This window comes from Agrobacterium sp. NPDC089420 (genome assembly GCF_044900305.1).
In the GTDB taxonomy this organism is placed as follows: Bacteria; Pseudomonadota; Alphaproteobacteria; order Rhizobiales; family Rhizobiaceae; genus Agrobacterium.
On the sequence record NZ_JBJDMY010000002.1, the window covers coordinates 230,447 to 254,820 of the forward strand.

Here is a 24,374-nt window from a genome sequence, read left to right on the forward strand (position 1 = left end):
GTTGTCCCGGAGGTGGAGTTAACGGGATTGGTTGGATTTTAACGGTTCTCTTTTGAAAGCCGTGCTCCCTGTTCGATGCGGGCCGCAGGCCGAGCTTCGAACCCGCGCGTAGCGCGGTCTTTGATGCTCCCCGTCCCGATGCCTCCAAGATTGCCGACGCTCGGAGCGGCAGTCACCCGGAGGGCCGTAACGGAGTGGAGGACGCCGCGGCGTTGACAGAGTGAGAACGGTGGCAGGCTTGATGCTGAGGGTGGGAAAATGGATTCAGAGGTAGTCTGAGCCATTTTAAAATATATTAGGGACGTAGGAGGCTGCCTGCGTGGTCGTACAGAATCGTCGGCTTCAAAATGGTCCATGGGACCATTCGGGCGCGGGAACCGCGTCTGCAAAAGAAGAAGAGCATATCGGAGCGGCAACCATCGCGGTCCCCGGCTCCGGGGATGACGCGGGAATTCGCGCATGACGAGATCGGTTAAAAGGGCCGCCGTAGGAGGTTCAGCACCGCGCCGCCACTTTGGCGGGAACCGGGACCGACTGCCCCCGGATCGGCATACGGTTTCATGTGACGGTGCTGGGGTAAGGGTCATGATGCCAAGGTGGTCGCACGGGCCGCTGGCCGACTACGGTTCACGAGAGCTTAACGAAGGTGGCAAACTGGCAGGGTAAAAATACTCTCGGCGCGTGAAGCCGCATTGGCAAGTGGATTGCTACAGCATTATTCGGTGCGGAAATTGGAGGTGGTGTCATGGTACGGTTTCCTGCTCCGCCAGACACCATCAAACGATCTGGACGACTGCTGGCCCATCTTTCCCGCCGAACCCCATCTGGCGGTCACGCTGGCGACTTTCTTGGCGTAACCGCTTCCGGTCTTCCTCCTCCCTCCACGTTTTCGTCGCCTGATCCTGTGCTGCACGAAGAAACGCGGGCATCGCCACCGTTCGTTTGATGACAGGACGGATCGGTGTCTGTGTTTTCGGCGCATGGGAGGCGACTGTTTTCCCCACCACTGAGGGTTCCGTGTTCCGGACAATGGATTCTTGATTCTTAAATCCAGATTCAGCCTCAGCGGAGGGAGCAAGAACAGGGGACTCGGAGGGGGCGGGGACGTAGGTGTGGACTTGAGGCGCACAAGTATCTGATTTCGTTACGGAAGCGGCCGGAGGATTTTTGACGGAACAGACGGCTCCCGAGGCCTTGCCGACAAACTTTTCAAAGGCCTCTTTCATTGTGCGGATCAGGATCGTGGTCGCCGTAGCTGGCACGATGAAACTGTCGTGTATCGGGAGGCACGGAATACCTTTCCTGACCGTCATGGCACGTAGGACATACTCGGCCATCTTCCCGTCGAGGTTCTGGAGACGCAATCCGCAGCCGGAATGAAAGAATTCGCGGACTTCATGGTGTCTCGCCTTCATCGCCTCGATCAGCTTACTGGACAGTTTCGGGTCCAGTTCCTTTTCGATCAGGAGTTTGGCCACGGCACCCTTGGCATCGACGTAGTTCTTCGCGTTCACGATGATGAAGAAAGCACGCTTGGCGACCTTCCTGTCCCATCCCTCTAGGTCGTAGGCGTCGCCCCACAGTTTCTTCTTCGCTTCGGCGTAGATGATCCTGGCGTGGAGTTGGTCGTAGTCGACCTCCACGGTCTCGCGCCCGTCGATCAGGATGTGCCTCCTGTCCTCTGACCGCATGTTCTGCCAGAACGCTCCGTAGAAGCGTCCTCCAAGCGTCCAGCCGCCGTTGTAGATGCGGTGCAGCGACTTGTGGTTCGGGAACACGAGGTAGTCGTCGATACGGGTCCATCGGCCTTCGTTCACGACCCCTTCGCGGTCGATGCAGATGTCGGCCGCCTCAAGCACGCGATTCACCCTGGAAAGCGTGCATCGCTTATCGCGAGTCTCCGGTGTGTCCTTGTAGCCGACCATGTTGCCGTCGGCGTCCTTGAGGATCAGGGTCTCGCCTCTCGCCTTGTTCAGCTTGGGCATCTCGAGGGCGGTGAGCATCGGATTTGGTAGATACGAGGATTGGACCCCGCGCTTTCCAGGAGGGCGGCGGTCGTGATTGACCAGAATGCCCCTCTCTACGAGTTTTTCCACAGCGAGCGTGACGGTGTCTCTGTTGAACCCCTTGCCCGTGTAGCGGATGCGTGCCGCCCAGTATTCGGCCCGCCTGGAATACGAGATGCGGCGGCCGGGATAGAGGTGGGCCGACACGATGGCGTCGGCGACGATGGCCTCACAGACTAGATCGCCCGCCGCTGTAGGCATCTTGGGAAGGTTGAGGAGTGCTTTCAGTTCGTCGGACGGGATACGCCATGAATAACCGAGCGGACGGTGGCGCGATGGGTCCTTGCGCCATTCGGCATCCGTGGAGAATTCGGGCGCGACATAGGCATGTCCGCCGGCTGCGCCGGACGATTTGCGGGCCTGCCCATCGACAGCGGCACATACACGCGCCTTTGCCTCGTCGTCTGGGCCGAACGCAAAACCATTGTTTGCGAAGAGCTTGTCAACAAATTTGGATCGGTGGGTTGGAGGTGACGTCGGCTTGGCTGGGATATGTCCCAGCCTGGGGCTCACCGTTCAGAATTCGGGGTCTTTACAATAATCGCGCCGTTGGCAATCATGGACTTGTCCTTGAAAAAACACCGCGGAGGGTTCCAGCCCGTTGATGCGGTGTTTTTTTATGGTCATGCGCGGCGGCACATCGGTCAAGCGCCGAAAATACGTTCCGCATCCGAAACTATTTGGCGCTGCCGTCACCTACAAGTACGTGATGCTTTCAAACCTCCATCCCGCCCCAGGGAAGGAGCCTCACGTCCCTTGCGGGTTTCATCGCCGTCGCGCAGGCGCTCGGGCGATGCCATTACTCCATGCCGGATGCACCTCCCAGACCGAGGAAGAACTGATCCAAGGCGTCGTTGTTGGCGGGAGATTCAAGCAGCATTGAAACGATGCCATGGTCCATGCGAAACGCGAAGGGCATGACTCCTTTCATCTGGACTTCGAGGCGCGGCTTGAGGATCATGACTGGCCCGATGGGCCGGCAATCGACGCGCTCCACCAACCCACGCAACAAGGATGACAGTTTGATGCGGAGTTCCCGACGCTTCTCTAGGTCTGTTTCTTCTAGCTGTCCGGACAATTCATTTGCCGTCGTTAAACGCGCAATGATGCCCGGATCGGCTTGCCTGCTGGCCGCTGCCTTTTCTTGCTCTTTCAGTCGTTTCGTAAGTTCTTTCACTTCAGCGGCGACCTGGACAAACTGCTCCTGAACCTCTTCATCTTCGGTCACAAGAACCGTTAGCAAGCGGGTGCGTCGAGCCTTCGCGTCGGCGAGTTTTGCTTTCAGTGCTTCGATCTGTCGGAGCATCTCAGGGGTCTCATCATCCAGAGACGCGAGAGCAGCAACATCGACGTGGAGCAGCGCCGTCAACAGGTCCCTCTCAAGGCGGTCAACTCGAATGCGACGGGTGTTATCACAACCCGTCTTCCGAAGGTTGCCCGAGCACACGAGGTAGATGCCACCCTTCGGCGGTTTCCCCTTGTTCTGGATATGCATGGGGCCACCGCACGAAGCGCAGCGGGCAAGACCTTGAAGGATGTGAGCCCCCTTCTGCCCCTTTCGCCCCGCCGCCGATTGCCGCCGTCCCGCAGTAGCGTTTTGCGCTCGCCAAAAGGTATCGTCATCGATGATGCGAGGGTAGTAGTCGGTGATGGGTTCGCCGTCTGGCTTCCTGTTGCGGTTCTTATGTGTACCGACGTGGGGCTGGTACTCTCCAAGGACCGCACGGCTCTGGATAACCTTCGCGATGCTCGATGTATGCCAACCTTTGCCCCCTCGAAACGTTGGCTCTCCTTCCACGTTTAGACGGCGCATGATCTCACGCCGTCCGAAGCCATCGATTGTCTCCTGAAAGATACGCTTTACGAGATCAACTCTTTCCTCGCGTTCCACGAATTTTCCGTCGCGGACCTCAAGCCATTCCGGGCACCGCGGGGTGAGCGGACGCCGTTCGTTTCGTGCTTCGTCTTTCTTACGTCGCCACGCCTTTGCGACGCGATCCGCCTTTAGCTTACTTTCTTCGTGCGCTCTGGACATGATTGCCAGCGAGACAATCAGAGCGGTCCAATCACCACGAATTTTCTCATCAGAGTACTCCTGATTGTCACTCAACGTGACGATGGTGATACCCGCGCGGATTAGATCAAGGAAGCGAGGAACAGCATCAATGACCGCTTCACGAGACAGGCGGTCGAGACTTTCAACGATCAGATATGATCCCTCTTCAACCTCCCCCCGTTCAACTAAATCCAGGAATGAGCGAAGTGCGCCCTCCATTCTGTTCGCGCCACGGTAGGCACTCACGCCAAGATCGTGGAGGGTTTCGTCCAACGTAATGCCGCGTTCGGCACACCATTTTTCCGCACCCTCAGTCTGCCGACGAAGGGAATCACCGCGCGCCTGCTCAGGGCTGGAGAATCGAATATAAGAATAGGCTTTTCTCATGATCTACATTCCATATCAGATGTGATGCAATTAATGTAGCACAATTTGCTGATGGTCGGTCCACCTGGCTCGGGAAAATCCATGCTGGCCGCCCGCTTGCCGTCCATCCTGCCGCCGCTCGAGGCGGCGGAACTGCTGGAAGTGTCCATGGTCCATTCCATTGCCGGCCAATTGTCGGGCGGCAGGCTTTCTGACCGCAGACCGTTCCGCACGCCGCACCATTCCGCCACCATGGCGGCATTGATCGGCGGCGGGCTGCGCGCCAAGCCGGGTGAGGCTTCGCTTGCTCATCACGGCGTTCTTTTTCTGGACGAGTTCCCGGAATTTTCACCGCAGGTGCTGGATGCCCTGCGCCAGCCGCTTGAAACCGGCGAATGCATCATTGCCAGGGCCAATCATCGCGTCAGCTATCCGGCGGAAATCCAGCTGATTGCGGCCATGAATCCCTGCCGCTGCGGCATGGCGGGTGAGCCGGGTTTCACCTGCGCCAGAGGGCCGCGCTGCGTGGCCGATTATCAGGCACGCATTTCCGGCCCGCTGCTGGATCGTATCGATATTCGCATCGATGTTCCCGCCGTTTCCGCTGCCGACCTCATCCGCCCCGTTGCATCCGAGCCGAGTGCAGCGGTCGCCGCTCGTGTCGCTGGCGCGCGGCTGGCGCAGAAGGAGCGTTATGCGGCAGCGGGGTTTCCGACCATACGCACCAATGCCCGCTGTACGACAACATTGATCGAAAAATATGCCGAGCCGGATGCATCCGGGTTGCAATTACTGCGCGATGCGGCTGAACGGCTGAAATTTTCCGCACGTGGTTATCATCGCATTCTCAAGGTCGCCCGCACGCTGGCCGATCTGGAGGGCAGGCAGACGGTGGGCCGCATTCATGTAGCGGAAGCCGTGTCCTATCGTATCGCAGGCGAAAGGGTGACGTCGGCGGCCTAGTGGTATCAGGGTGTGTGTTGCAAGAAGACGGGAACGACCCCGTCAATTTGGAGCCGGTCGGTATAAAAACAAAGACTGAAAGGGCGCCGAATAGGTCTGATCGACTGCGCGCCGCTTCGTAAAGCCGATATGCCGCCGGCGGGCCGGCGGCATATCGAGATATTCGTTAATCTGGTCCGCGATTGCGCGATCCCGAAAGGGTGTGATTAAAGCCCAAGCCCTTCAAAAAGCGCGGTCGAAAGATAACGTTCCGCGAAGGAAGGAATGATGACGACAATGTTCTTGCCGGCATTTTCTTCACGTGCGCCAACCTTGATCGCCGCTGCCAGTGCAGCACCCGAGGAGATGCCGACGGGCACGCCTTCGATCCTCGCCGCCAGACGCGCGGTCTCGAAAGCCTCGTCATTGGTCACGGTGACGATCTCGTCATAAATGCCGGTATCGAGGATCGCAGGTGCGAAACCGGCGCCAATGCCCTGTATCTTGTGCGGGCCGGGGTTGCCGCCGGAAAGAACCGGGCTGTCGGCGGGTTCGACCGCGACAACCTTCACTTCGGGCTTGCGGGATTTCAGAACCTGGCCCGTGCCGGTGATCGTGCCGCCGGTGCCGATGCCGGAAACGAGAATATCAACCGCGCCATCGGTATCGTTCCAGATTTCCTCAGCCGTCGTCTTGCGGTGAATATCCGGATTGGCAGGGTTTTCGAATTGCTGCGGAATAATGGCGTCGGGCAGGGTCTCGGCCAATTCCTGCGCCTTGGCGATTGCGCCCTTCATGCCCTTCGGACCTTCGGTCAGCACCAGCTCGGCACCGAGCAGGGCCAGCATCTTCCGGCGCTCGACCGACATGGTTTCAGGCATGGTCAGGATCAGCTTGTAACCCTTGGCGGCGGCGGCGAAGGCAAGTGCAATTCCGGTATTGCCGGAAGTCGGTTCCACCAGCGTGGTCTTGCCGGGGGTGATCTTGCCCTGCGCTTCCAGCGCTTCGATCATCGCGACGCCGATACGGTCCTTCACGGAAGCGATCGGGTTGAAAAACTCCAGCTTGGCGAGGAGGTTGGCCTTCACGCCCTTTTCTTTCGCCAGCTTGTCCAGCCGCACGATCGGCGTATCGCCGATTGTTTCCGTGATCGAGGAATAGACGCGTCCGCGTCCGGGCTTTCTGGCTTCAGGCATGATGCTCTCCCGTATGAAGGCCACGTAACGGTGGCCGCAAGATGTGAGCGGCAGAATAGGTGCAATCGCCCTGTCAGGCTAGCGAACGTTCATCCTTATATGATTGGTTTTCCGGAAAAATTTCACGAAAAACCGGGTAAATGCACGAAATTATTTTAGGTGCTGCGGATCGCGATCACGGTCGCCGTTCCGGCCAGAATACCCGCCGCGGTGCGGTTGAGGATTGTAAGCGCGCTTGGCCGTTTCAGGAGGTTGCGCGCCTTGGCCGCCAGCAGGATGTACGGCAGGAGAACGGCCATCAGCACGACGAAAGTAAGCGCGAGAAGCGTCGCATATTCCGACGGGCCGATCATGCGAATATCGATCAGCGTCGGCACCAGCGCCACATAAAACAGCATGGTTTTCGGATTGCCGAGGGTGATCAGCAGGCCGGACAGAAAGGACATCGGCATGCTGGTGCTTTTTTTCGCCTTCAGTTCCTGCGGCAGCAGGCCGGCGGTCCACAGCTTCCAGGCGATATAAAGGAGATAGGCCGCGCCGGCGAATTTCAGGACCATGAACGCCTCCTGAAAGGTTTGCGCCACAAAGGCCAGCCCCAATATCACGCCGGTCAGGTAGATCATGTCGCCCAGCACCAGCCCGAGACCCATGAAGAAGGTTTCCCGAAAGCCCGAACCCAGCGCCCGCGCCACGATCGCCGTCATGCCGGGGCCGGGAATGGCGGCGGCGATGAAAAGGGCGGTGGCATAGGCAAAAAGGGTCGTCAGCGTCATGATCGTGTTTCCCCGGAAAAACTGCCAGATCCATAGCGAAATTGCCGGGCAAAAACAATCGGCTCTCGCGCGCAACCGGCTGGATGGCGCGGGAGCCTCGCCTGACTGAAAGGCGGGATGAGAGCTCTGACGGAGAGGTTGTGCGGCTAGATGCCGGTGGAGCCGAAACCGCCGGCGCCACGCACCGTTTCGGAAGTTTCCGTCACTTCGCTGACGACAACCTGCGTCACCGGCGCGATCACCATCTGCGCGATACGCATGCCGCGCTCGATGACGAAATCGCTTTCACCGAGATTGGCGAGAATGACCTTCACCTCGCCGCGATAGTCGCTGTCCACCGTGCCGGGGGAGTTGAGGCAGGTGATGCCATTCTTGATGGCAAGGCCGGACCGGGGACGGATTTGCGCCTCGTAACCATGCGGCACCTCGAAAACGAAACCGGTCGGCACCAGCGTTCGTCCGCCGGGTTTCAGGGTCAGCGGTTCACCTTCGGGCACTGCTGCGCGCAGGTCCATGCCCGCGGCACCGCCGGTTTCATAGGAGGGCAGGTCGAGGCCCGCGCCATGGGGGAGCCGGACGAGCCGGAGAGGGGGGCGATTGTCGTTTTGAACGGTCATGCGGCATTAGTTTGCCGAGATCGCGGCAAGGTCAATTGCAAAACGGGGCCTGAAACGCTAGATAGCCCGCAATTCCACAGGATTTGTCAGATGGCCGAAACACTTGCCGAGGCGGTCTCCCGCCGCCGCACCTTTGCTATTATCGCGCACCCGGATGCGGGTAAGACCACGCTTACCGAAAAACTGCTGCTGTTCGGCGGAGCGATCCAGCTTGCCGGCGAGGTGAAGGCGAAAAAGGACCGCATCCAGACCCGTTCGGACTGGATGAAGATCGAGCGTGAGCGCGGCATTTCGGTCGTCACCTCGGTCATGACCTTCGAATATAACGACCGGGTCTTCAACATTCTCGATACGCCCGGCCACGAGGACTTTGCGGATGATACCTACCGCACGCTGACGGCGGTGGATGCGGCGATCATGGTCATCGACGCCGCCAAGGGTATCGAGCCGCGTACGCTGAAGCTCTTCGAAGTCTGCCGTATGCGCGATATCCCGATCATCACCTTCATCAACAAGATGGACCGCGAAAGCCGCGACCCATTCGAGATTCTGGACGAGGTCGAGGAAAAGCTGGCGCTCGATACCGCGCCGATCACCTGGCCGGTCGGACGCGCCAAGACCTTCTGCGGCGCCTATAATCTTGCCGACAGCACCTTCCGCGGCGTCGACACGCAGGTGGAGGCCATGCCCGTCAATGGCCCGCAGGCAGTTGCCGATCGTCTGCCGGAAAATGAACGCCATGCCTTTGTCGAGGAAACGGAACTGGCGCTGGAAGCCTGCCGCCCCTTCGACCGCGAAGCCTTTCTTGAGGGCCATATGACGCCGGTGTTCTTCGGTTCGGCGCTGCGCAATTTCGGTGTGCGTGACCTCATCAACGCGCTCGGCGACTTCGCGCCGCCGCCGCGCGATCAGGTGGCGGATACCCGCACCGTCCATGCGGCTGAAGAAAAAATGACGGCCTTCGTCTTCAAGATTCAGGCCAATATGGACCCGAACCATCGCGACCGCATCGCTTTCGCCCGCATCTGCTCCGGCAAGCTGGAGCGCGGAATGAAGGCACGGCTTGCCCGCACCGGCAAGCAGATGGGCCTCACCGCGCCGCAGTTCTTCTTCGCTTCGCAGCGCCAGCTGGCTGATACGGCCTTTGCGGGTGACGTGGTGGGCATCCCGAACCATGGCACCTTGCGCATCGGCGATACGCTGACCGAGGGGGAAAACCTCGTCTTCCAGGGTGTGCCGAACTTCTCGCCGGAAATCCTGCGCCGCGTGCGGCTTGAGGATGCCATGAAGGCGAAGAAGCTGAAGGAAGCCCTGCAGCAGATGGCGGAAGAGGGCGTCGTACAGCTGTTTTCGCCGGAAGACGGTTCGCCGGCCATTGTCGGTGTCGTCGGCGCGCTGCAGCTCGATGTGCTGAAGGAACGGCTGATGGGCGAATACGGCCTGCCGGTCTCCTTCGAAATGTCGCGCTTTTCCGTCTGCCGCTGGATTTCCTCCGATCAGCCGGCAGAAATGGACAAGTTCCTCAACGTCAAGCGCGGCGATATTGCCCGCGATCTCGATGGCGATCCGGTGTTTCTGGCGCAGGACGCCTTCTCGCTGCGTTACGAGTCCCAACGGTTCCCGGCGATCAAGATGGTCGCGATCAAGGAATATCACGTCGCCAAGGCGGCGTGATTGCACTTTGAATGCCAAGGGCTTAGTTTCCCCGTAAACGGGAAACTGGTCCGGCATCATGACGCTTTCAGGCAAACATATCCTCCTCATCATCTCCGGCGGCATCGCGGCCTATAAGAGCCTCGATCTCATTCGTCGCCTGAAGGAGCGCGGTGCGAAGGTGACGCCTGTCATGACGAAGGGGGCGCAGGAATTCGTCACCCCGCTCGCTGTCGGCGCCTTGTCCGCCACCCATGTGTTTACCGAGCTTTTTTCGAGGCAGGATGAGCAGGATGTCGGCCATATCAGGCTGGCGCGCGACTGCGATCTCGTGCTGGTGGCGCCTGCCACCGCCGATCTGATGGCGAAGATGGCGCATGGCTTGGCCGATGATCTCGCCTCCACGGTTCTTCTCGCGACCGACCGCAAGGTGCTGATTGCACCTGCTATGAACCCGAAAATGTGGACGGCGAAACCGACCGGCCGCAATGTTGAAACGCTGAAGAAGGACGGCGTCTTTTTCATCGGCCCCATGGCTGGAGAGATGGCGGAGAAGGGCGAGGCTGGTCTCGGCCGCATGGCGGAGCCTTTACAGATCGTTGAAGCCGTCGAGGCGCTGCTGGAAAGCGGCCCGAAGCCCTTGCGCGGCAGAACGGCCATCGTCACCTCCGGTCCGACGCATGAGCCGATCGATCCGGTGCGTTATATCGCCAATCGTTCCTCGGGCAAGCAGGGCCATGCCATTGCGGCGGCTCTGGCGGAACTGGGGGCTGAGGTCACGCTTGTCTCCGGCCCGGTTGCCCTTGCCGATCCCGCCGGGGTCGCGACGGTCCATGTCGAACGCGCCGAAGAAATGCGCGATGCGGTGATTTCGAGGCTTCCGGCGGATATCGCCGTCATGGTCGCCGCCGTCGCCGACTGGCGGGTGGCCGGCTCGTCGGAGCAGAAGATCAAGAAGCAGCAGGGGGATGCGCCGCCGGCGCTGCAACTGACGGAAAATCCGGATATTCTCAAAACCGTCGGCCACCATGAAAAACGCCCGAAACTGGTGGTGGGTTTTGCCGCCGAAACGCAGGATGTCGAAAAGAACGGCCGGGCCAAGCTGGAACGCAAGGGAGCGGATTATATCGTCGCCAATGATGTCTCGGCCGAGACCGGCATCATGGGCGGAGACCGCAACAGCGTGAAGATCATTTCGGCGGATGGTATCGAGGTCTGGCCGGATCTCGACAAGGCAGAAGTCGCAAAACGTCTGGCAGCCCTTGTCGCGGAGAAACTCGCATGACCCTGTTTGATCGCAAGACCTTCGACAGGGTGCTGGGCAGGTGGCCGGGCGTGCGTTTCGTCGATCAGTGGGATTCGCATGTCGCCAAGGTGGGCGACAAGGTCTTTGCCGTGCTGGGTGAACGCGAGGACTGGCGGCTGGTGGTGAAATGCTCGGAGGAAAGCTTCGAAATCCTCACCTCGCTCGAGGGCATCGCGCAGGCGCCCTATTTCGCCAAGCGCAAATGGGTTTCGATCGGCGATCATTCCCCATTGGAGCAGCAAGAACTGGAACACTATGTGCGCCGTTCCTACGAGCTTGTGGCCGCAGGACTGACGAAAAAGCTGCGGGGCGAACTTGGCATCGTGATCGACACCGTATCTCGAGCACGTCCGCTCTAGACGGAATCGTCGGATGTACCCTATCCTTTGTTTTTCCGCATTTTCCGGACGGAAAACCGCTGCGCACTTTTACTGGAAATGCTGCAGCCTGTAATCTTCCGTCAGTTGAGTTTCTTGTCCTTGCCTATGATCTGGCGCACGCCTTCCCTGGTGAATGGCTGCACGAGTTGCGGCAGAAACCCCTTTGCTATTTCCCCCTTGATGCCGATATCGGTGGAGGAGGGCCGGTCGGGATTGTGGTAGGAGCCGAAGATCAGATCGAAGATGACGAGATTTTCGCCGTAATTGGTATTGCCTTCCGGAAGCTGCTTCGAATGGTGCCAGCGGTGCAGGCGCGGGGTGCTGAAGACGTAATCGAGCGGCCCCGTTTTCATATCGACATTGCAATGGGTCAAGATACCGATGAAGGCCGTAACCGCGCCCAGCCACCAGAAAACCTGTAGCGGCGCACCCATGAAATAGAGCGGAATCTGGCTGAGCGCGATCTTGAACAGCGAATCGGCCACATGGAACCGTCCCGTATTCACGACCCAGAGCCGCACCACGCTGTGATGCAGGGCATGGAAGCGCCAGAAGAACACGGTTTCATGCGCTATGCGGTGCGCCCAGTAGAGACCGAATTCGGCGATCGTCACCGCAAGCGCCACCTGGACGATCATCGGCAGTTGCGACGGCCACAGGTCGAACCGCATGGCGGCCAGGGGCTGCAGCACATTCGCCGTCAGCATCGGGAAAATCACGGCTGCCGCTGCCGCGAGCTGGACAAGTCCTTTTGTCAAAAGCGTATGGCCGATGCTGTTCACCGTCTCGCCGTCGCCCTCAAGCCATTGCACCTCATAGGGAATATAGCGCTCGAGAAGAAACAGGCTGAGAACTGCGCCCGCATAGACGGCCAGAAAAGCCGCGATCGGGTGGCTGCTCGTGAACGCGAAATAGGAGCCCGCAAGGCCGCCCACGAACACCAGCGGCCACGAAGAATAGGAAAGGGCCGCTTTCAATGCTTGCGATTTTGCCATGAATTTCAAATCCCATCCGGCATTATCTGTCTCTCAACCATCGACGCAATTCCGCGCAGGATCGCGGTTTTCCGTCACTGAAGCGGCCATCGCCGCAGGGGTCAATCCCCGGCCGTCGCGTCGGCCTTTCATAGTTCAAATCCCTGCGGTCGGGCCTGCCCGAACGGCGCAGTGCGCGCCGCAATTCGCCGCAGTTGCGCACTCTCCCGTCCCTTGTAAGTCCGTCGGTGCATGGATCACCTGTCTTGTTTCAAGATCAGGTCCTTATTCCTCCAATAGATTACACCACCATGGCAGTTGTTCGTCTTTAGATGCTCAGCTGACCCTGACAGCAATATAAAGCAGCGTCAGCGCAATCACCCACAGCGCTATCCGGCCCCACCTTGTGTGGCGCGCCTCCGCCTTGCCGATGGCCTCGGCTGTCTGCGCGTCGAAACGCAGGCCGTTCTCGCTCATATACATCAGATCGGAATGCAGTTTTTCCGTCTTGGCGGCGATTTCCGGTGCGGCCTCGGCAAGCTTGAGGGCAGCCTTCACGCCGTCCTTCAGATCGGTGACGATGCGCTTCGGACCGAGATTGTCCCTGATCCAGCCGCCGACCACCGGATCGGCAGCCTTCCACATGTTGAAGCGCGGATTGAGCATGCGCGACACGCCTTCCACCACCACCATGGTCTTCTGCAGCATCACCAGTTCCGGCCGCGTTTCCATGTCGAAAAGCTCGGTCACTTCAAACAGCAGGGTCAGAAGCTTGCCCATGGAGATGGTTTCGGCCGGCTGGCCGTGAATCGGTTCGCCGATTGCGCGTATCGCCTGTGCGAAGCTGGCAATATCGTGGTGGCCCGGTACGTAACCCGCCTCGAAATGCACTTCCGCCACCCGCATGTAATCGCGGGTGATGAAACCGTAGAGGATTTCGGCGAGGAAACGGCGCTCCTTTTTGCCGAGCCGTCCGGCGATGCCCATATCGACTGCGACGATCTCCCCTTGCGGATCAACGAAGAGATTGCCGGGATGCATGTCAGCATGGAAAAAACCGTCGCGCAGCGTGTGCCGCAGGAAGGATTGGATCAGCGTGTCGGCCAGTCTGTTGAGGTCGTGACCGGCCGCCTTCAGCCCCTCGATATCCGACATCTTGACGCCGTCGATCCACTCCATGGTGACGACATCGCGGCCGGTGCGTTCCCAGTCGACCTCGGGAACGCGGAATCCGGGATCGTTCCTGGTGTTTTCCGCAAGTTCGGAAAGGGCTGCGGCCTCAAGCCGCAGATCCATTTCGATCTTGGTCGTCTGCTCCAGCGTGCGGGTCACTTCCACCGGCCGCAGGCGGCGGGCGGAGCGGACAAAACGCTGCTGCAGGTCGGCGATCAGATACATCGCCTCGAGATCGTTCTGGAAACGCTGGCGCACGCCGGGGCGGATGACCTTGACGGCCACCTTGCGCGGCCCTTTCGGCGTATCCACCATTGCCGGATGAACCTGGGCGATGGAGGCGGCGGCGATGGGATCGCCGAATTCCCTGTAGAGATCGGAAACCGACCGTCCAAGCGAACCTTCGATATTGGCCTTCGCGGCGGCGGCCGGGAAAAACGCCATGCGGTCCTGAAGGCTTGCAAGATCGTCGGCGAAATCGGCGCCTACCACATCCGGCCGGGTGGCCAGAAACTGGCCCATCTTCACATAAGAAGGCCCCAGCCTTTCGACGGCCACCGCCAGCCGGTCGCTGCGCTGCGCCCGTTTCGCCTTGCTGCGCGCGAAGGGCTTCAGCAGCGCTTTCAACAATTGTGCGGGAGCAGGCAGGTCATCGGATGGCAGGGCCAGCACGACGCCTTCGCGCACGAGAACCCAACCCACCCTTGCGAGGCGGAAATATGCGCCCAAAGTGCTCATGCTTATGCTTGTCTCCTGCTTCTGCCAGCCATGGGTCTCAAAGTTTCCAGCCGGAATGCAGGGCGGCGATGCCGCCGGTGTAATTGGTGTAGGTGACGCGGGAGAAGCCGGCGGTGCGGATCATCGTCGCAAAATCCTCCTGATTGGGGAATTTGCGGATCGACTCGACCAGATATTGATAGGGCTCGGCGTCACCGGTGATCATCTTGCCGAATTGTGGAATGGCGTTGAACGACCAGGCGTCGTAGACGCGGTCGAGCAGCGGCATGTCGACTTCGGAAAATTCCAGCACCAGGAGCCGGCCGCCGCGTTTCAGCACACGATGGGCCTCCTTCAGCGCGACATCGATGCGCGGCACGTTGCGAATGCCGAAGGCGACGGTATAGGCATCGAAGCTATTCGCCTCGAAAGGCAGCTCTTCGGCATTGGCCTCGATGAAGGTCAGATTGTCGGAAAGCTTCCTTTTTGCCGCACGCTCTTCGCCGACGGCGAGCATCGAACCATTGATGTCGAGAACGGTGGCCTGTGCCAGGCGGTTGGAGGCTTCAACGATGCGGAAGGCGATATCGCCGGTGCCGCCCGCCACGTCCAGCACCTTGTAGGAGGCATCCTTGCGCGGCGAAAGCGAGGAGACCATCGCATCCTTCCACAGCCGGTGCAGGCCGGCCGACATCACGTCGTTCATGATGTCGTAGCGTTTGGCCACCTTGTGGAAGACTTCGTTGACCAGCCCCTGCTTCTTGCCTTCGTCCACCTTGTGGAAGCCATAGGACGTTTCCATGCCTCCTTCTGCGGTCGTACGGGCGTCGGTCATCGTCTGTCTCCATATTTATTGCGTGGCGGACCATAGCGGAAACGCCATGGCGACGCTATCTGTTGCCGCATAGCCAGGCGCGACATTTCGCGTGCATTGTATAGACCACATGGTCCTAACGATAAACTGCCGGATAAGCCAGATGCCAGAATTGCCAGAAGTCGAAACCGTCAGACGCGGCCTCGCCCCCACCATGGAAGGCGCAAGGGTCCGCAAGCTCCATCTTGGCCGCCCGGATCTGCGGTTTCCGTTTCCGGAGGATTTCGCGGCGCTGATCGAGGGCAAGGCGATCCTGTCGCTCGGTCGCCGGGCGAAATATCTCCTGATCGAGCTGGAAGACGGGCTGACCATCGTTGCCCATCTCGGCATGTCCGGTTCGTTCCGCATCGAGGCGCAGGCGGATGCGGCCGGCAATACGCCCGGGGCGTTTCATCATGCCCGCTCGAAGGACGGCAAGCACGACCATGTCGTCTTTCATCTGGAACGCGGCGGAGAGCGCGCCTTTGTCATCTATAATGATCCGCGCCGCTTCGGCTTCATGCATCTGGTGGAGCGCAACAAGCTCGATCTCTATCCGGCTTTTGCCGAGCTTGGACCGGAGCCGACCGGCAATGCGCTGAGCGCGGATTATCTGGCGAGCCGGTTCAAGGGCAAAAGCCAGCCGTTGAAAAGCACGCTGCTGGACCAGAAGGTGATTGCCGGTCTCGGAAACATCTATGTCTGCGAGGCGCTGTGGCGCGCCCATCTTTCGCCCTTGCGGGCGGCAGGAACGCTGGTGACCAAAAGCGGCACGCCGAAGCCGCAGCTTGTCGAACTGACGGAGAAAATCCGCGCTGTGATCGCGGATGCGATCGCAGCCGGCGGCTCCTCCCTGCGCGACCATATCCAGACGGATGGGACGCTCGGTTATTTCCAGCATTCCTTTTCGGTTTACGATCAGGAAGGCCAGCCTTGCCGGACACCCGGCTGCGGGGGTACGGTTGAAAGGGTGGTGCAGGCCGGTCGTTCGACCTTTTATTGCGCCGCCTGCCAGACATGACCGAGCAGGGAAATAGCGTAGAAGGGAGACTGCCGTGGATTATGAAACGATATTGGTCGAGAAACGCGATGAGGTGGGCGTCATCACGCTCAATCGGCCCAAGGCGCTCAACGCTCTCAATTCGACGCTTCTAAAAGAGCTGCGGCATATTCTCTCCTCGTTTTCGACCGATGATTCCATCGGCGCGATCATCATCACCGGCTCGGAAAAGGCATTTGCGGCAGGCGCCGACATCAAGGAAATGCAGGGGCTGGATTTCGTCGATGCCTATGTCGGTGATTTTCTCGGCGGCTGGGACGAGGTGGCGTCGACGAGGAAGCCCGTCATCGCCGCGGTTTCCGGCTTTGCGCTCGGCGGCGGCTGCGAACTGGCGATGATGTGCGATTTCATCATCGCCTCGGAAACGGCGAAGTTCGGCCAGCCGGAGATCACGCTGGGCGTCATTCCGGGCATGGGCGGCTCGCAGCGGCTGACGCGGGCAGTGGGCAAGGCAAAGGCCATGGACCTCGTTCTGACCGGCCGCATGATGGATGCGGCGGAGGCCGAGCGTGCGGGCCTCGTCTCGCGCATCGTGCCGGCGGAAAATCTGATGGAGCAGGCCGTGGAGGCCGCCGCCCGCATCGCCTCGCTGTCGCGCGCCTCGGTTCTCATGGCCAAGGAAAGCGTCAACCGCTCCTTCGAGGTGCCGCTTGCGGAAGGGCTGCGATATGAAAGGCGGTCCTTCCAGTCGCTGTTTGCCACGGCGGATCAGAAGGAGGGCATGGCCGCCTTCGTCGAAAAGCGCAAACCCGTTTTCCGGAATCGCTAAGGATTCGGAATATCGGCGCTTTTAAGCGTTTTGCGCGTTGACGGGTGCGCGCTTTAGCGGTATATGCCCGCCCACGGTTAAGGAAAGCCATCCGGCTTGTCCGAAATTACTCCCGCATTCTTGGGTTACGTGAGGTCGTCGAACGACCCGATCCTCTGGTTGCGGAATTTGGTTTGAATTCGAAGAGAGGCATACATGGCCAATACAACTTCGGCGAAAAAGGCGACCCGCAAGATCGCTCGCCGTACCGCAGTCAACAAGGCTCGCCGTTCGCGCGTTCGCGGCTTCATCCGCAAGGTCGAGGAAGCCATCGCTTCCGGCGATCTCGCAGTCGCTACCGAAGCTCTGAAGGCAGCTCAGCCCGAGATCCAGCGCGCCGCGACCAGGGGCGTTCTGCACGGCAACACGGCATCCCGCAAGGTGTCGCGTCTCGCACAGCGCGTGAAGGCTCTTTCCGCCTAATCCGGCTAATCACAAATAATTATCCAAAAAGCCTGGTCTTTTGACTGGGCTTTTTCTGATTCTAACCACCTGTTAATCATTCCTACCGTAACGTGACAAATGCATGTCAGATGGACGACAGGAAAAAATAAATAAAAACAAATACTTGCGGGAGGTCTTCCGGAAAATGGGAAGCTTGCTCTACGGAAGTCGGGAGAAGTTTTGAGTCAAGAAGATTTTTATTTTTTTGCCAAAAACGCCTCTCAAAAATTGCCAAAATTGAATCTCATTGATTCATAAGCGATTCTGCTTCGCGCCTTGTCGGTGATGCAAAACGGCCTTTGCGAGTCAATGGCCGATCTGAGTTTTTGCAGAAAAAACGCCATTGATCTCTCCCCGCGATCCTGCCTAAATGCATTCCAACAAGGGGTGCGGATCTCAGTCCACAGATTATCTCGATGATCGTATCGACGATATTCACCTTCTTGCTGACGGGTCTTTCGAGGTCCGTTTTCTCAGGTCATGGAGCTTTTTGTGCCGTTTCGGTCTCGGAACGGGCAGGGGTTTTTTGTCCTCAAGAATGCGCCTTAAGGTTGTGACGAAAGGAGCGTTTTTAGCGTGTCGCAGGCCTCTCCATGACGGGGAGGGAAATGGGATAACCGACTCGCAAACGAGTAGTAGTCTTCGACGTTCTTTCGAGGGGAACGCTGGAGGCAGGAATAATACGAGGGGGATCCCTGGCGATCGATTTTTGGTCGTCAGGCTATGATTGGCAATTTGAAAGGCGGCAATATGCAATTGAATTTGGCGATGGGTGCGGTGGCTGATGGGGACCGCGCACCAAAGGCATGTGATGCAGCTTGCTCTGATGCGGCAGGGGACAAATCGGCAATGAAGCACGATGCGCTGTTTGAACGTTTTAGCGCGCGGCTCAAGGCACAGGTCGGTCCCGAGGTCTATGCAAGCTGGTTTGCACGGCTCAAACTCCATTCCGTTTCAAAAAGCGTCGTCCGTTTTACCGTTCCGACGACCTTTCTGAAGTCCTGGATCAACAACCGTTACATGGACCTGATCACGAACCTCGTTCAGAGCGAGGATCCGGATGTGCTGAAGGTGGAAATTCTCGTCCGCTCGGCCAGCCGTCCGGTTCGACCGGCGCAGGCCGAAGAACGGTCGCAGCCCGTTGCGGAGATCGGCTCCGCACCGCGCAACAAGTCCTTCATTCCGTCGCAGCCCGCGACGTCGCCTGCCGCGCAGCCTGCGGCGGCGCAAGCCACGCTGCGCCAGGGTGGTTCCGGGCCGCTCTTCGGCTCACCGCTCGACACGCGCTTCACTTTCGATACCTTTGTCGAAGGGTCGTCCAACCGTGTCGCGCTTGCGGCCGCAAAGACGATCGCCGAAGCCGGCGCCGGCGCCGTGCGCTTCAACCCGCTGTTCATCCATGCGGGTGTCGGCCTTGGCAAGACGCATCTTCTGCAGGCCATTGCAAACGCCGCCATCGACAGCCCGCGCAATCCGCGCGTTGTCTATCTGACGGCCGAATATTTCATGTGGCGTTTCGCGACCGCGATCCGCGACAATGACGCGCTGACGCTGAAGGATACGCTGCGCAATATCGACCTGCTGGTCATCGATGACATGCAGTTCCTGCAGGGCAAGATGATCCAGCATGAATTCTGCCACCTGCTGAACATGCTGCTCGACAGCGCCAAGCAGGTCGTGGTTGCGGCTGACCGCGCGCCCTGGGAGCTGGAATCGCTCGATCCGCGCGTGCGCTCCCGTCTTCAGGGCGGTATGGCCATCGAGATCGAAGGTCCCGACTACGACATGCGTTATGAAATGCTCAACCGACGCCTCGGTTCGGCCCGTCAGGACGATCCGTCCTTCGAGATTTCGGATGAAATCCTGACCCATGTGGCGAAAAGCGTGACGGCGAGCGGACGCGAGCTTGAAGGCGCCTTCAACCAGCTGATGTTCCGACGCTCTTTCGAGCCGAACCTCTCGGTTGATCGTGTCGATGAGCTGCTGTCGCACCTCGTCGGGACTGGCGAGGCCAAGCGGGTGCGGATCGAGGATATTCAGCGCATCGTCGCCAAGCACTATAATGTGTCGCGGCAGGAACTGGTGTCCAACCGTCGCACCCGCGTCATCGTCAAGCCGCGCCAGATTGCCATGTACCTGGCCAAGATGCTGACGCCGCGCTCCTTCCCCGAGATCGGCCGCCGTTTCGGTGGTCGCGACCACACCACGGTTCTCCACGCGGTGCGCAAGATCGAGGAACTGATTTCCGGCGATACCAAGCTTGGCCACGAGGTGGAGCTGCTGAAACGCCTGATCAACGAAAACAACGCATGAAAAAAGCGGCCTGCGGGCCGCTTTTTTATTGGCTTTTCATTTATTGATGGGTTCAGGTCAGATGACGTTGCCGTTCAGCAGGCGAGATCGGCCACCACGGCATCGAGAATGAGCATGCCCGAAGGCGTGCAGCGCAGGCGGGAATTGCCGAGCCTTTCCACGAAGCCGTGCTGCAGGAGGAACTCCTCCTTCTCCGGGTCGAGATCGCGGCCGGAAAGATCGCTCCAGCGGGCGAGGTCGATGCCCTCGCGCAGGCGAAGGCCCATCAGCAGCAATTCGTCGGCCTGTTCATCGACGCCGAGAAGCTCCTGATCGACCATGCCATGGCCTTCCCGCTCGACGGTCTCGAGCCAGGTTTCCGGATGCCGCTCGGTGGCGGTGGCGAGTTTGGAAGCGCCTCTCGTCAGGCGTCCATGCGCGCCGGGGCCGATGCCGGCATAATCGCCATACCGCCAGTAGGTGAGGTTGTGGCGGCTTTCGGCGCCGGGCCGGGCATGGTTGGAAACCTCATAGGCCGGCATGCCGTAACGCGCGGTGATGTCCTGTGTCGCCTCGTAAAGCACAGCCGAATGCTCGCCATCCGGCACGATGAGCTTGCCAGCCTTGTGCAGCCCGTAAAAGGGCGTGCCCTCTTCGATGGTCAGCTGATAGAGCGACAGATGGTCGACCGCATAGGAGACCGCTTCCTTCAGTTCGGCGTCCCATTCGGCTACCGTCTGGTTCGGGCGGGCATAGATCAGATCGAAGGACATGCGTGGAAAGATGTCCCGCGCCAGCCGGATGGCCTTCAAGGCATCGGCGACGTCATGCAGGCGCCCGAGGAACTTCAGGTCGCGGTCGTTCAGCGCCTGCACGCCGAGCGAGACGCGGTTGACGCCTGCCGCGCGATAACCGCGAAATCGTTCCGCCTCGACGCTGGAAGGGTTGGCCTCCATGGTGATCTCGATACCATCGGGCACATGCCAGAAGCGCGAGACGCCATCGAGAACCGCACCCACCGTCTGCGGGTCCATCAGCGATGGTGTGCCGCCGCCCATGAAGATGCTGGTGACGACGCGCGGGCCGCTCAGCGTGCGCATATGCTCCATTTCACGCAGAAATGCCGCGGTAAACCGTTCCTGGTCCACCGGCCGGTGGCGGACATGGCTGTTGAAATCGCAATAGGGACATTTGGCCGCACAGAAGGGCCAATGCAGATAGATCCCGAAGCCGGGATCGCCCGTATCCGGCAGAAGCGATGCGCCGGGGGCAGAAAGTTGATGCTCCCCGACCATCGGGTTCATGCCTCCAGGCAGGTTTCTACGAATGTCTTGAAAGCGCGGGCACGGTGTGAAAGCGCGAAAGCATCTCCGTGTTTCCAGCCGTGTTTTTCGTCCGCCGTCATCTCGCCGAAAGTGGTGTCGTATCCTTCGGGTTTAAAGACGGGATCATAACCGAAACCGCTCGTTCCGCGCGGCGGCCACACGACAGTGCCTTCCACCTCGCCGCGGAAATATTCGACATGCCCGTCCGGCCAGGCAAGGCACAGCACGCTGACGAACCGGGCGGTGCGATCTTCCGGCTTCGATGCGCCACGCTCGGCAAGCGCATCCTCGACCTTGCGCATGGCCATGGCGAAGTCGCGTGTGCCATCGGCCGTCTCCGCCCAATTGGCGGTGTAGACGCCAGGCGCACCATCCAGCGCATCGATGACGAGACCGGAATCATCCGAGAGCGCAGGCAGGCCGGAGGCCTTCGCCGATGCCAGCGCCTTGATGGCGGCGTTTTCCTCGAAGGTGGTGCCGGTCTCGTCCGGCTCCTCGAAGTTCAGCTCCGCCGCGGATTTGGCGGAAAAGCCGAAGGGTCCGATCAGGTCGGCGATTTCGGCGATCTTGCCCTTGTTGTGGCTGGCGACGACGATCGTTCTGGTATCGAGCTTGCGCATCACGCTTTCCTGCCGGTTCAGGCGATCGCCTGTTTCTGAAGGGCCACCAGTTCGCTGCATCCGGCTTTGGCAAGACCGAGCAGCGTCAGGAACTCTTCCTCGGAGAAGGGTGCGCCTTCCGCCGTTCCCTGCACCTCGACGATGCCGCCGGAACCGGTGATGACGAAATTCGCATCGGTTTCGGCCGAAGAATCTTCCAGATAATCGAGATCGATCACCGGCTGCTTCGCAAAGATGCCGCAGGAGATTGCGGCGATATGGTCCTTCAGAACCTTCTCGACCTTGATCATGTTGCGGGTTTCCATCCACTTCAGGCAATCATGCAGGGCGATCCATGCGCCGGTGATGGAGGCCGTTCGGGTGCCGCCATCGGCCTGGATCACGTCGCAGTCGATGCTGATCTGGCGCTCGCCGAGTGCCTGCAGATCGACGACGGCGCGCAGCGAGCGGCCGATGAGGCGCTGGATTTCCTGCGTGCGCCCGCCCTGCTTGCCGGAAGCGGCTTCGCGCTTCATGCGCTCGTGGGTGGAGCGCGGCAACATGCCATATTCGGCGGTGACCCAGCCCTTGCCGCTGTTGCGCAGCCACGGCGGCGTCTTTTCTTCAAGGCTTGCGGTAACGAGCACATGCGTGTCGCCGAATTTGACCAGACAGGAACCTTCGGCATGTTTCGAGAAATTGCGCTCGAAGGAAACCTTGCGCATCTGATCGGTTTTTCTGCCTGAAGGCCGCATATGATCCACTCTCCATGTTGGTCCCTGCCTTCTAAGGCGCGGCCCGGGCTTTTGCAAAGCCAATTTCCATTTTGCCGCGGCCGCGCGACGCATTATATTGGTGGCGACAGGATCTCGACGACAAAGAACGGACGAAATGGGTTTTTCTGCACCGCTTTCAAAAGATCAGACATCGCTGCTGGATGAACGGTCGCGGGAAATTTTCCGGCGCATCGTCGAAGGTTATCTCGATACCGGTGAGCCGCTCGGATCGCGCAGCCTGTCGCGGCTGTTGCCGATGTCGCTTTCACCGGCTTCCGTCCGCAATGTCATGAGCGATCTGGAGGAGTTGGGCCTCATCTATTCGCCGCATATCAGCGCCGGGCGTCTGCCGACGCAGACCGGGCTGCGCTTTTTTGTCGATGCCTTCATGCAGGTGGGCGATCTGCCCGCCGAGGAAAGGGCAAATATCGACCGTCAGATCGGACCCGTTGCCGGCCATGAACAGTCGCTGGAAGGGCTTTTGACCGAGGCGAGCCGCATGCTGTCCGGCATGTCGCGCGGGGCGGGCCTCGTGCTCACCGCCAAGAATGACGTTGTCCTCAAACATGTCGAATTCATCCGGCTGGAGCCCACCAAGGCACTTGCGGTGCTGGTGGGCGACCATAACCAGGTCGAAAACCGCATCATCGAATTGCCGGCCGGTATTTCCTCGTCGCAATTGACCGAAGCGGCCAATTTCATCAATGCGCATCTGTCCGGCCAGACGCTGCAGGAATTGCGCGGCCAGTTCCAGAAGCAGCGGGCTGAGCTGCAATCCGAGCTCGGCACGCTGGCGCAGGACCTCATCGAACGCGGCCTCGCGGTCTGGGCGGGAGACAATGAGGACGGCAAGCTCGGCCGTCTCATCGTGCGCGGACGCTCCAACCTGCTCGAAGGGCTGGCGGGGGAAGAGGACATCGACCGTGTGCGCCTGCTGTTCGACGATCTGGAGCGCAAGGAAAACCTGATCGAAATCCTCAATCTCGCCGAAAGCGGCTCGGGGGTGAGGATTTTCATCGGCTCGGAAAACAAGCTCTTTTCCCTCTCCGGCTCATCGCTGATCGTCGCGCCCTACCGCGATGAGGACAATCGTGTCGTGGGCGCGGTCGGGGTTATCGGGCCGACGAGACTGAATTACGCGCGTATCGTTCCGATGGTCGATTACACCGCGCAGATCATGGCCCGCCTTTCCCGCAAACAGAGATAGGACAAGCCCGCAAGGTCGGGGAATGCGGCAAGCTTTTCGCCGCAAGCCTTGATTTTTGCCCGTCAAAGCTCGATATCGGGCGCAACCAACAACATTCAAATCTGGAGAACGTCATGACCGACGATACAAAAAAGCCCGGACCTGACGCGGACATCGCCGAAGAGCTTGTCGAACCCGCGATCGCCGGGGAACAGCCCGCTGATGCTGCCGAACCCGATCCGGTGGAACTGCTCAAGGCGGAAAATGCCGATCTGCGCGACAAGTTCCTGCGCCTTGCTGCCGAAATGGACAATCTTCGCCGCCGTACCGAGCGTGACGTCAAGGACGCCAAGGCCTATTCGCTGGCCGGGTTTGCGCGCGACATGCTCGCCGTTTCCGACAATCTTCGCCGTGCGCTCGAGGCCATTCCCGATGAGCTCAAGACCAATGGCGAAGCCGGCCTCAACGGCCTGATCGAAGGCGTTGAAATGACCGAACGATCGATGATTTCGACGCTGGAACGCCATGGCGTCAAGAAGATCGATGCCGAGGGCCAGAAATTCGACCCGAATTTCCATCAGGCCATGTTCGAAATCCCCAATACGGCGGTTCCGAACAATACCGTGCTGCAGGTGGTTCAGGCCGGTTTCACCATCGGTGAGCGTGTGCTCCGCCCCGCCATGGTCGGCGTTGCGAAAGGCGGTCCCAAGGTGGAGGTCGGCGCATCGGCCGAGCCGGGCACCTCGTCTCTCAATGAAAAGGACGCGTGAGGCACCTGGGCCTTACGTCATAAAAAACGCGCCTCCAGGGCG

The 24,374-nt window shown here is 59.8% G+C and carries 20 protein-coding genes and 1 pseudogene; 10 read left to right on the forward strand and 11 right to left on the reverse strand.

What is annotated here, in order from left to right; all coding sequences use genetic code 11:
• Positions 1-776: 776 nt before the first annotated feature.
• The gene (locus ACI2KA_RS03735; protein ID WP_404499343.1) at positions 777-2,579 is read right to left on the reverse strand and encodes a hypothetical protein; all 1,803 of its coding nucleotides are present in this window, start codon (positions 2,577-2,579) and stop codon (positions 777-779) included.
• Positions 2,580-2,865: 286 nt separating this feature from the next.
• Entirely contained in the window at positions 2,866-4,509 is a 1,644-nt protein-coding gene (locus tag ACI2KA_RS03740) for a recombinase family protein (protein WP_404499345.1), read from the reverse strand.
• A gap of 39 nt (positions 4,510-4,548) precedes the next feature.
• On the opposite strand from ACI2KA_RS03740, the pseudogene ACI2KA_RS03745 reads away from it, so the two are divergent.
• Positions 4,549-5,451: pseudogene (locus tag ACI2KA_RS03745) on the forward strand (YifB family Mg chelatase-like AAA ATPase); the annotation flags it as partial.
• A gap of 206 nt (positions 5,452-5,657) precedes the next feature.
• On the opposite strand, the gene cysK reads toward ACI2KA_RS03745, so the two are convergent.
• The 3 genes from cysK to dut all read right to left on the reverse strand — a co-directional run bounded on the left by cysK (position 5,658) and on the right by dut (position 8,016).
• Positions 5,658-6,626 (reverse strand): cysteine synthase A, encoded by a 969-nt coding sequence (gene cysK, locus ACI2KA_RS03750; RefSeq protein ID WP_404499347.1) that lies wholly within the window; start codon positions 6,624-6,626, stop codon positions 5,658-5,660.
• Between the two features lie 155 nt (positions 6,627-6,781).
• Positions 6,782-7,399 (reverse strand): LysE family translocator, encoded by a 618-nt coding sequence (locus ACI2KA_RS03755; protein WP_404499349.1) that lies wholly within the window; start codon positions 7,397-7,399, stop codon positions 6,782-6,784.
• Between the two features lie 146 nt (positions 7,400-7,545).
• Complete coding sequence (gene dut, locus ACI2KA_RS03760; RefSeq protein ID WP_404499351.1) at positions 7,546-8,016, reverse strand: dUTP diphosphatase; 471 nt, start codon at positions 8,014-8,016, stop codon at positions 7,546-7,548.
• 90 nt (positions 8,017-8,106) lie between these two features.
• Here dut and ACI2KA_RS03765 point away from each other — a divergent pair, with 90 nt between their 5' ends.
• From ACI2KA_RS03765 to ACI2KA_RS03775, 3 genes are read left to right on the forward strand one after another with little or no spacing between them, the layout of a single operon-like run.
• Positions 8,107-9,690 carry a peptide chain release factor 3 gene (locus ACI2KA_RS03765; protein ID WP_404499353.1) on the forward strand — a complete coding sequence of 528 codons (1,584 nt, stop codon included), beginning with the start codon at positions 8,107-8,109 and terminating at the stop codon, positions 9,688-9,690.
• Positions 9,691-9,748: 58 nt separating this feature from the next.
• A complete protein-coding gene (coaBC, locus tag ACI2KA_RS03770) occupies positions 9,749-10,954 on the forward strand; it encodes a bifunctional phosphopantothenoylcysteine decarboxylase/phosphopantothenate--cysteine ligase CoaBC (protein ID WP_404499355.1) in 1,206 nt (401 codons plus the stop codon).
• On the forward strand, positions 10,951-11,334 hold the full coding sequence (locus ACI2KA_RS03775; RefSeq protein ID WP_404499357.1) for an MmcQ/YjbR family DNA-binding protein: 384 nt from the start codon (positions 10,951-10,953) through the stop codon (positions 11,332-11,334). Before coaBC ends, ACI2KA_RS03775 begins: the two co-directional genes overlap by 4 nt.
• Positions 11,335-11,435: 101 nt before the next feature.
• Here ACI2KA_RS03775 and ACI2KA_RS03780 read toward each other — a convergent pair whose 3' ends face one another.
• The 3 genes from ACI2KA_RS03780 to ubiE form a co-directional block, all read right to left on the reverse strand.
• Positions 11,436-12,350: a sterol desaturase family protein gene (locus tag ACI2KA_RS03780; RefSeq protein WP_404499359.1), complete on the reverse strand. Its 915-nt coding sequence runs from the start codon at positions 12,348-12,350 to the stop codon at positions 11,436-11,438.
• Between the two features lie 315 nt (positions 12,351-12,665).
• Positions 12,666-14,240 carry a 2-polyprenylphenol 6-hydroxylase gene (gene ubiB, locus ACI2KA_RS03785; RefSeq protein ID WP_404499361.1) on the reverse strand — a complete coding sequence of 525 codons (1,575 nt, stop codon included), beginning with the start codon at positions 14,238-14,240 and terminating at the stop codon, positions 12,666-12,668.
• A gap of 37 nt (positions 14,241-14,277) precedes the next feature.
• A complete protein-coding gene (gene ubiE / locus ACI2KA_RS03790) occupies positions 14,278-15,054 on the reverse strand; it encodes a bifunctional demethylmenaquinone methyltransferase/2-methoxy-6-polyprenyl-1,4-benzoquinol methylase UbiE (RefSeq protein ID WP_404499363.1) in 777 nt (258 codons plus the stop codon).
• A 142-nt stretch (positions 15,055-15,196) separates the two neighbouring features.
• Between ubiE and mutM the strand changes: the two genes are divergently transcribed.
• The 4 genes from mutM (at position 15,197) to dnaA (ending at position 19,697) form a co-directional block, all read left to right on the forward strand.
• Complete coding sequence (gene mutM / locus ACI2KA_RS03795; protein WP_404499365.1) at positions 15,197-16,093, forward strand: bifunctional DNA-formamidopyrimidine glycosylase/DNA-(apurinic or apyrimidinic site) lyase; 897 nt, start codon at positions 15,197-15,199, stop codon at positions 16,091-16,093.
• Positions 16,094-16,127: 34 nt separating this feature from the next.
• Positions 16,128-16,901, forward strand: a complete 774-nt coding sequence (locus ACI2KA_RS03800; RefSeq protein ID WP_404499367.1) for an enoyl-CoA hydratase — start codon at positions 16,128-16,130, stop codon at positions 16,899-16,901.
• Between the two features lie 195 nt (positions 16,902-17,096).
• On the forward strand, positions 17,097-17,363 hold the full coding sequence (rpsT, locus tag ACI2KA_RS03805; protein WP_003493474.1) for a 30S ribosomal protein S20: 267 nt from the start codon (positions 17,097-17,099) through the stop codon (positions 17,361-17,363).
• An 870-nt stretch (positions 17,364-18,233) separates the two neighbouring features.
• Positions 18,234-19,697 carry a chromosomal replication initiator protein DnaA gene (dnaA, locus tag ACI2KA_RS03810; RefSeq protein WP_404499370.1) on the forward strand — a complete coding sequence of 488 codons (1,464 nt, stop codon included), beginning with the start codon at positions 18,234-18,236 and terminating at the stop codon, positions 19,695-19,697.
• A gap of 74 nt (positions 19,698-19,771) precedes the next feature.
• Here the strand turns inward: dnaA and hemW are convergent, their stop codons facing one another.
• The 3 genes from hemW to rph are packed head-to-tail and all read right to left on the reverse strand — an operon-like array spanning position 19,772 to position 22,355.
• The gene (hemW, locus tag ACI2KA_RS03815; RefSeq protein ID WP_404499727.1) at positions 19,772-20,971 is read right to left on the reverse strand and encodes a radical SAM family heme chaperone HemW; all 1,200 of its coding nucleotides are present in this window, start codon (positions 20,969-20,971) and stop codon (positions 19,772-19,774) included.
• A gap of 5 nt (positions 20,972-20,976) precedes the next feature.
• Positions 20,977-21,621: an RdgB/HAM1 family non-canonical purine NTP pyrophosphatase gene (gene rdgB / locus ACI2KA_RS03820; RefSeq protein WP_404499372.1), complete on the reverse strand. Its 645-nt coding sequence runs from the start codon at positions 21,619-21,621 to the stop codon at positions 20,977-20,979.
• 17 nt (positions 21,622-21,638) lie between these two features.
• On the reverse strand, positions 21,639-22,355 hold the full coding sequence (gene rph, locus ACI2KA_RS03825; RefSeq protein WP_404499374.1) for a ribonuclease PH: 717 nt from the start codon (positions 22,353-22,355) through the stop codon (positions 21,639-21,641).
• 136 nt (positions 22,356-22,491) lie between these two features.
• Here rph and hrcA point away from each other — a divergent pair, with 136 nt between their 5' ends.
• Positions 22,492-23,583, forward strand: coding sequence for a heat-inducible transcriptional repressor HrcA (gene hrcA, locus ACI2KA_RS03830; protein WP_404499376.1), 1,092 nt, complete (start codon positions 22,492-22,494; stop codon positions 23,581-23,583).
• Between the two features lie 113 nt (positions 23,584-23,696).
• Positions 23,697-24,332, forward strand: a complete 636-nt coding sequence (gene grpE / locus ACI2KA_RS03835; RefSeq protein WP_404499378.1) for a nucleotide exchange factor GrpE — start codon at positions 23,697-23,699, stop codon at positions 24,330-24,332.
• Positions 24,333-24,374 lie beyond the last annotated feature (42 nt).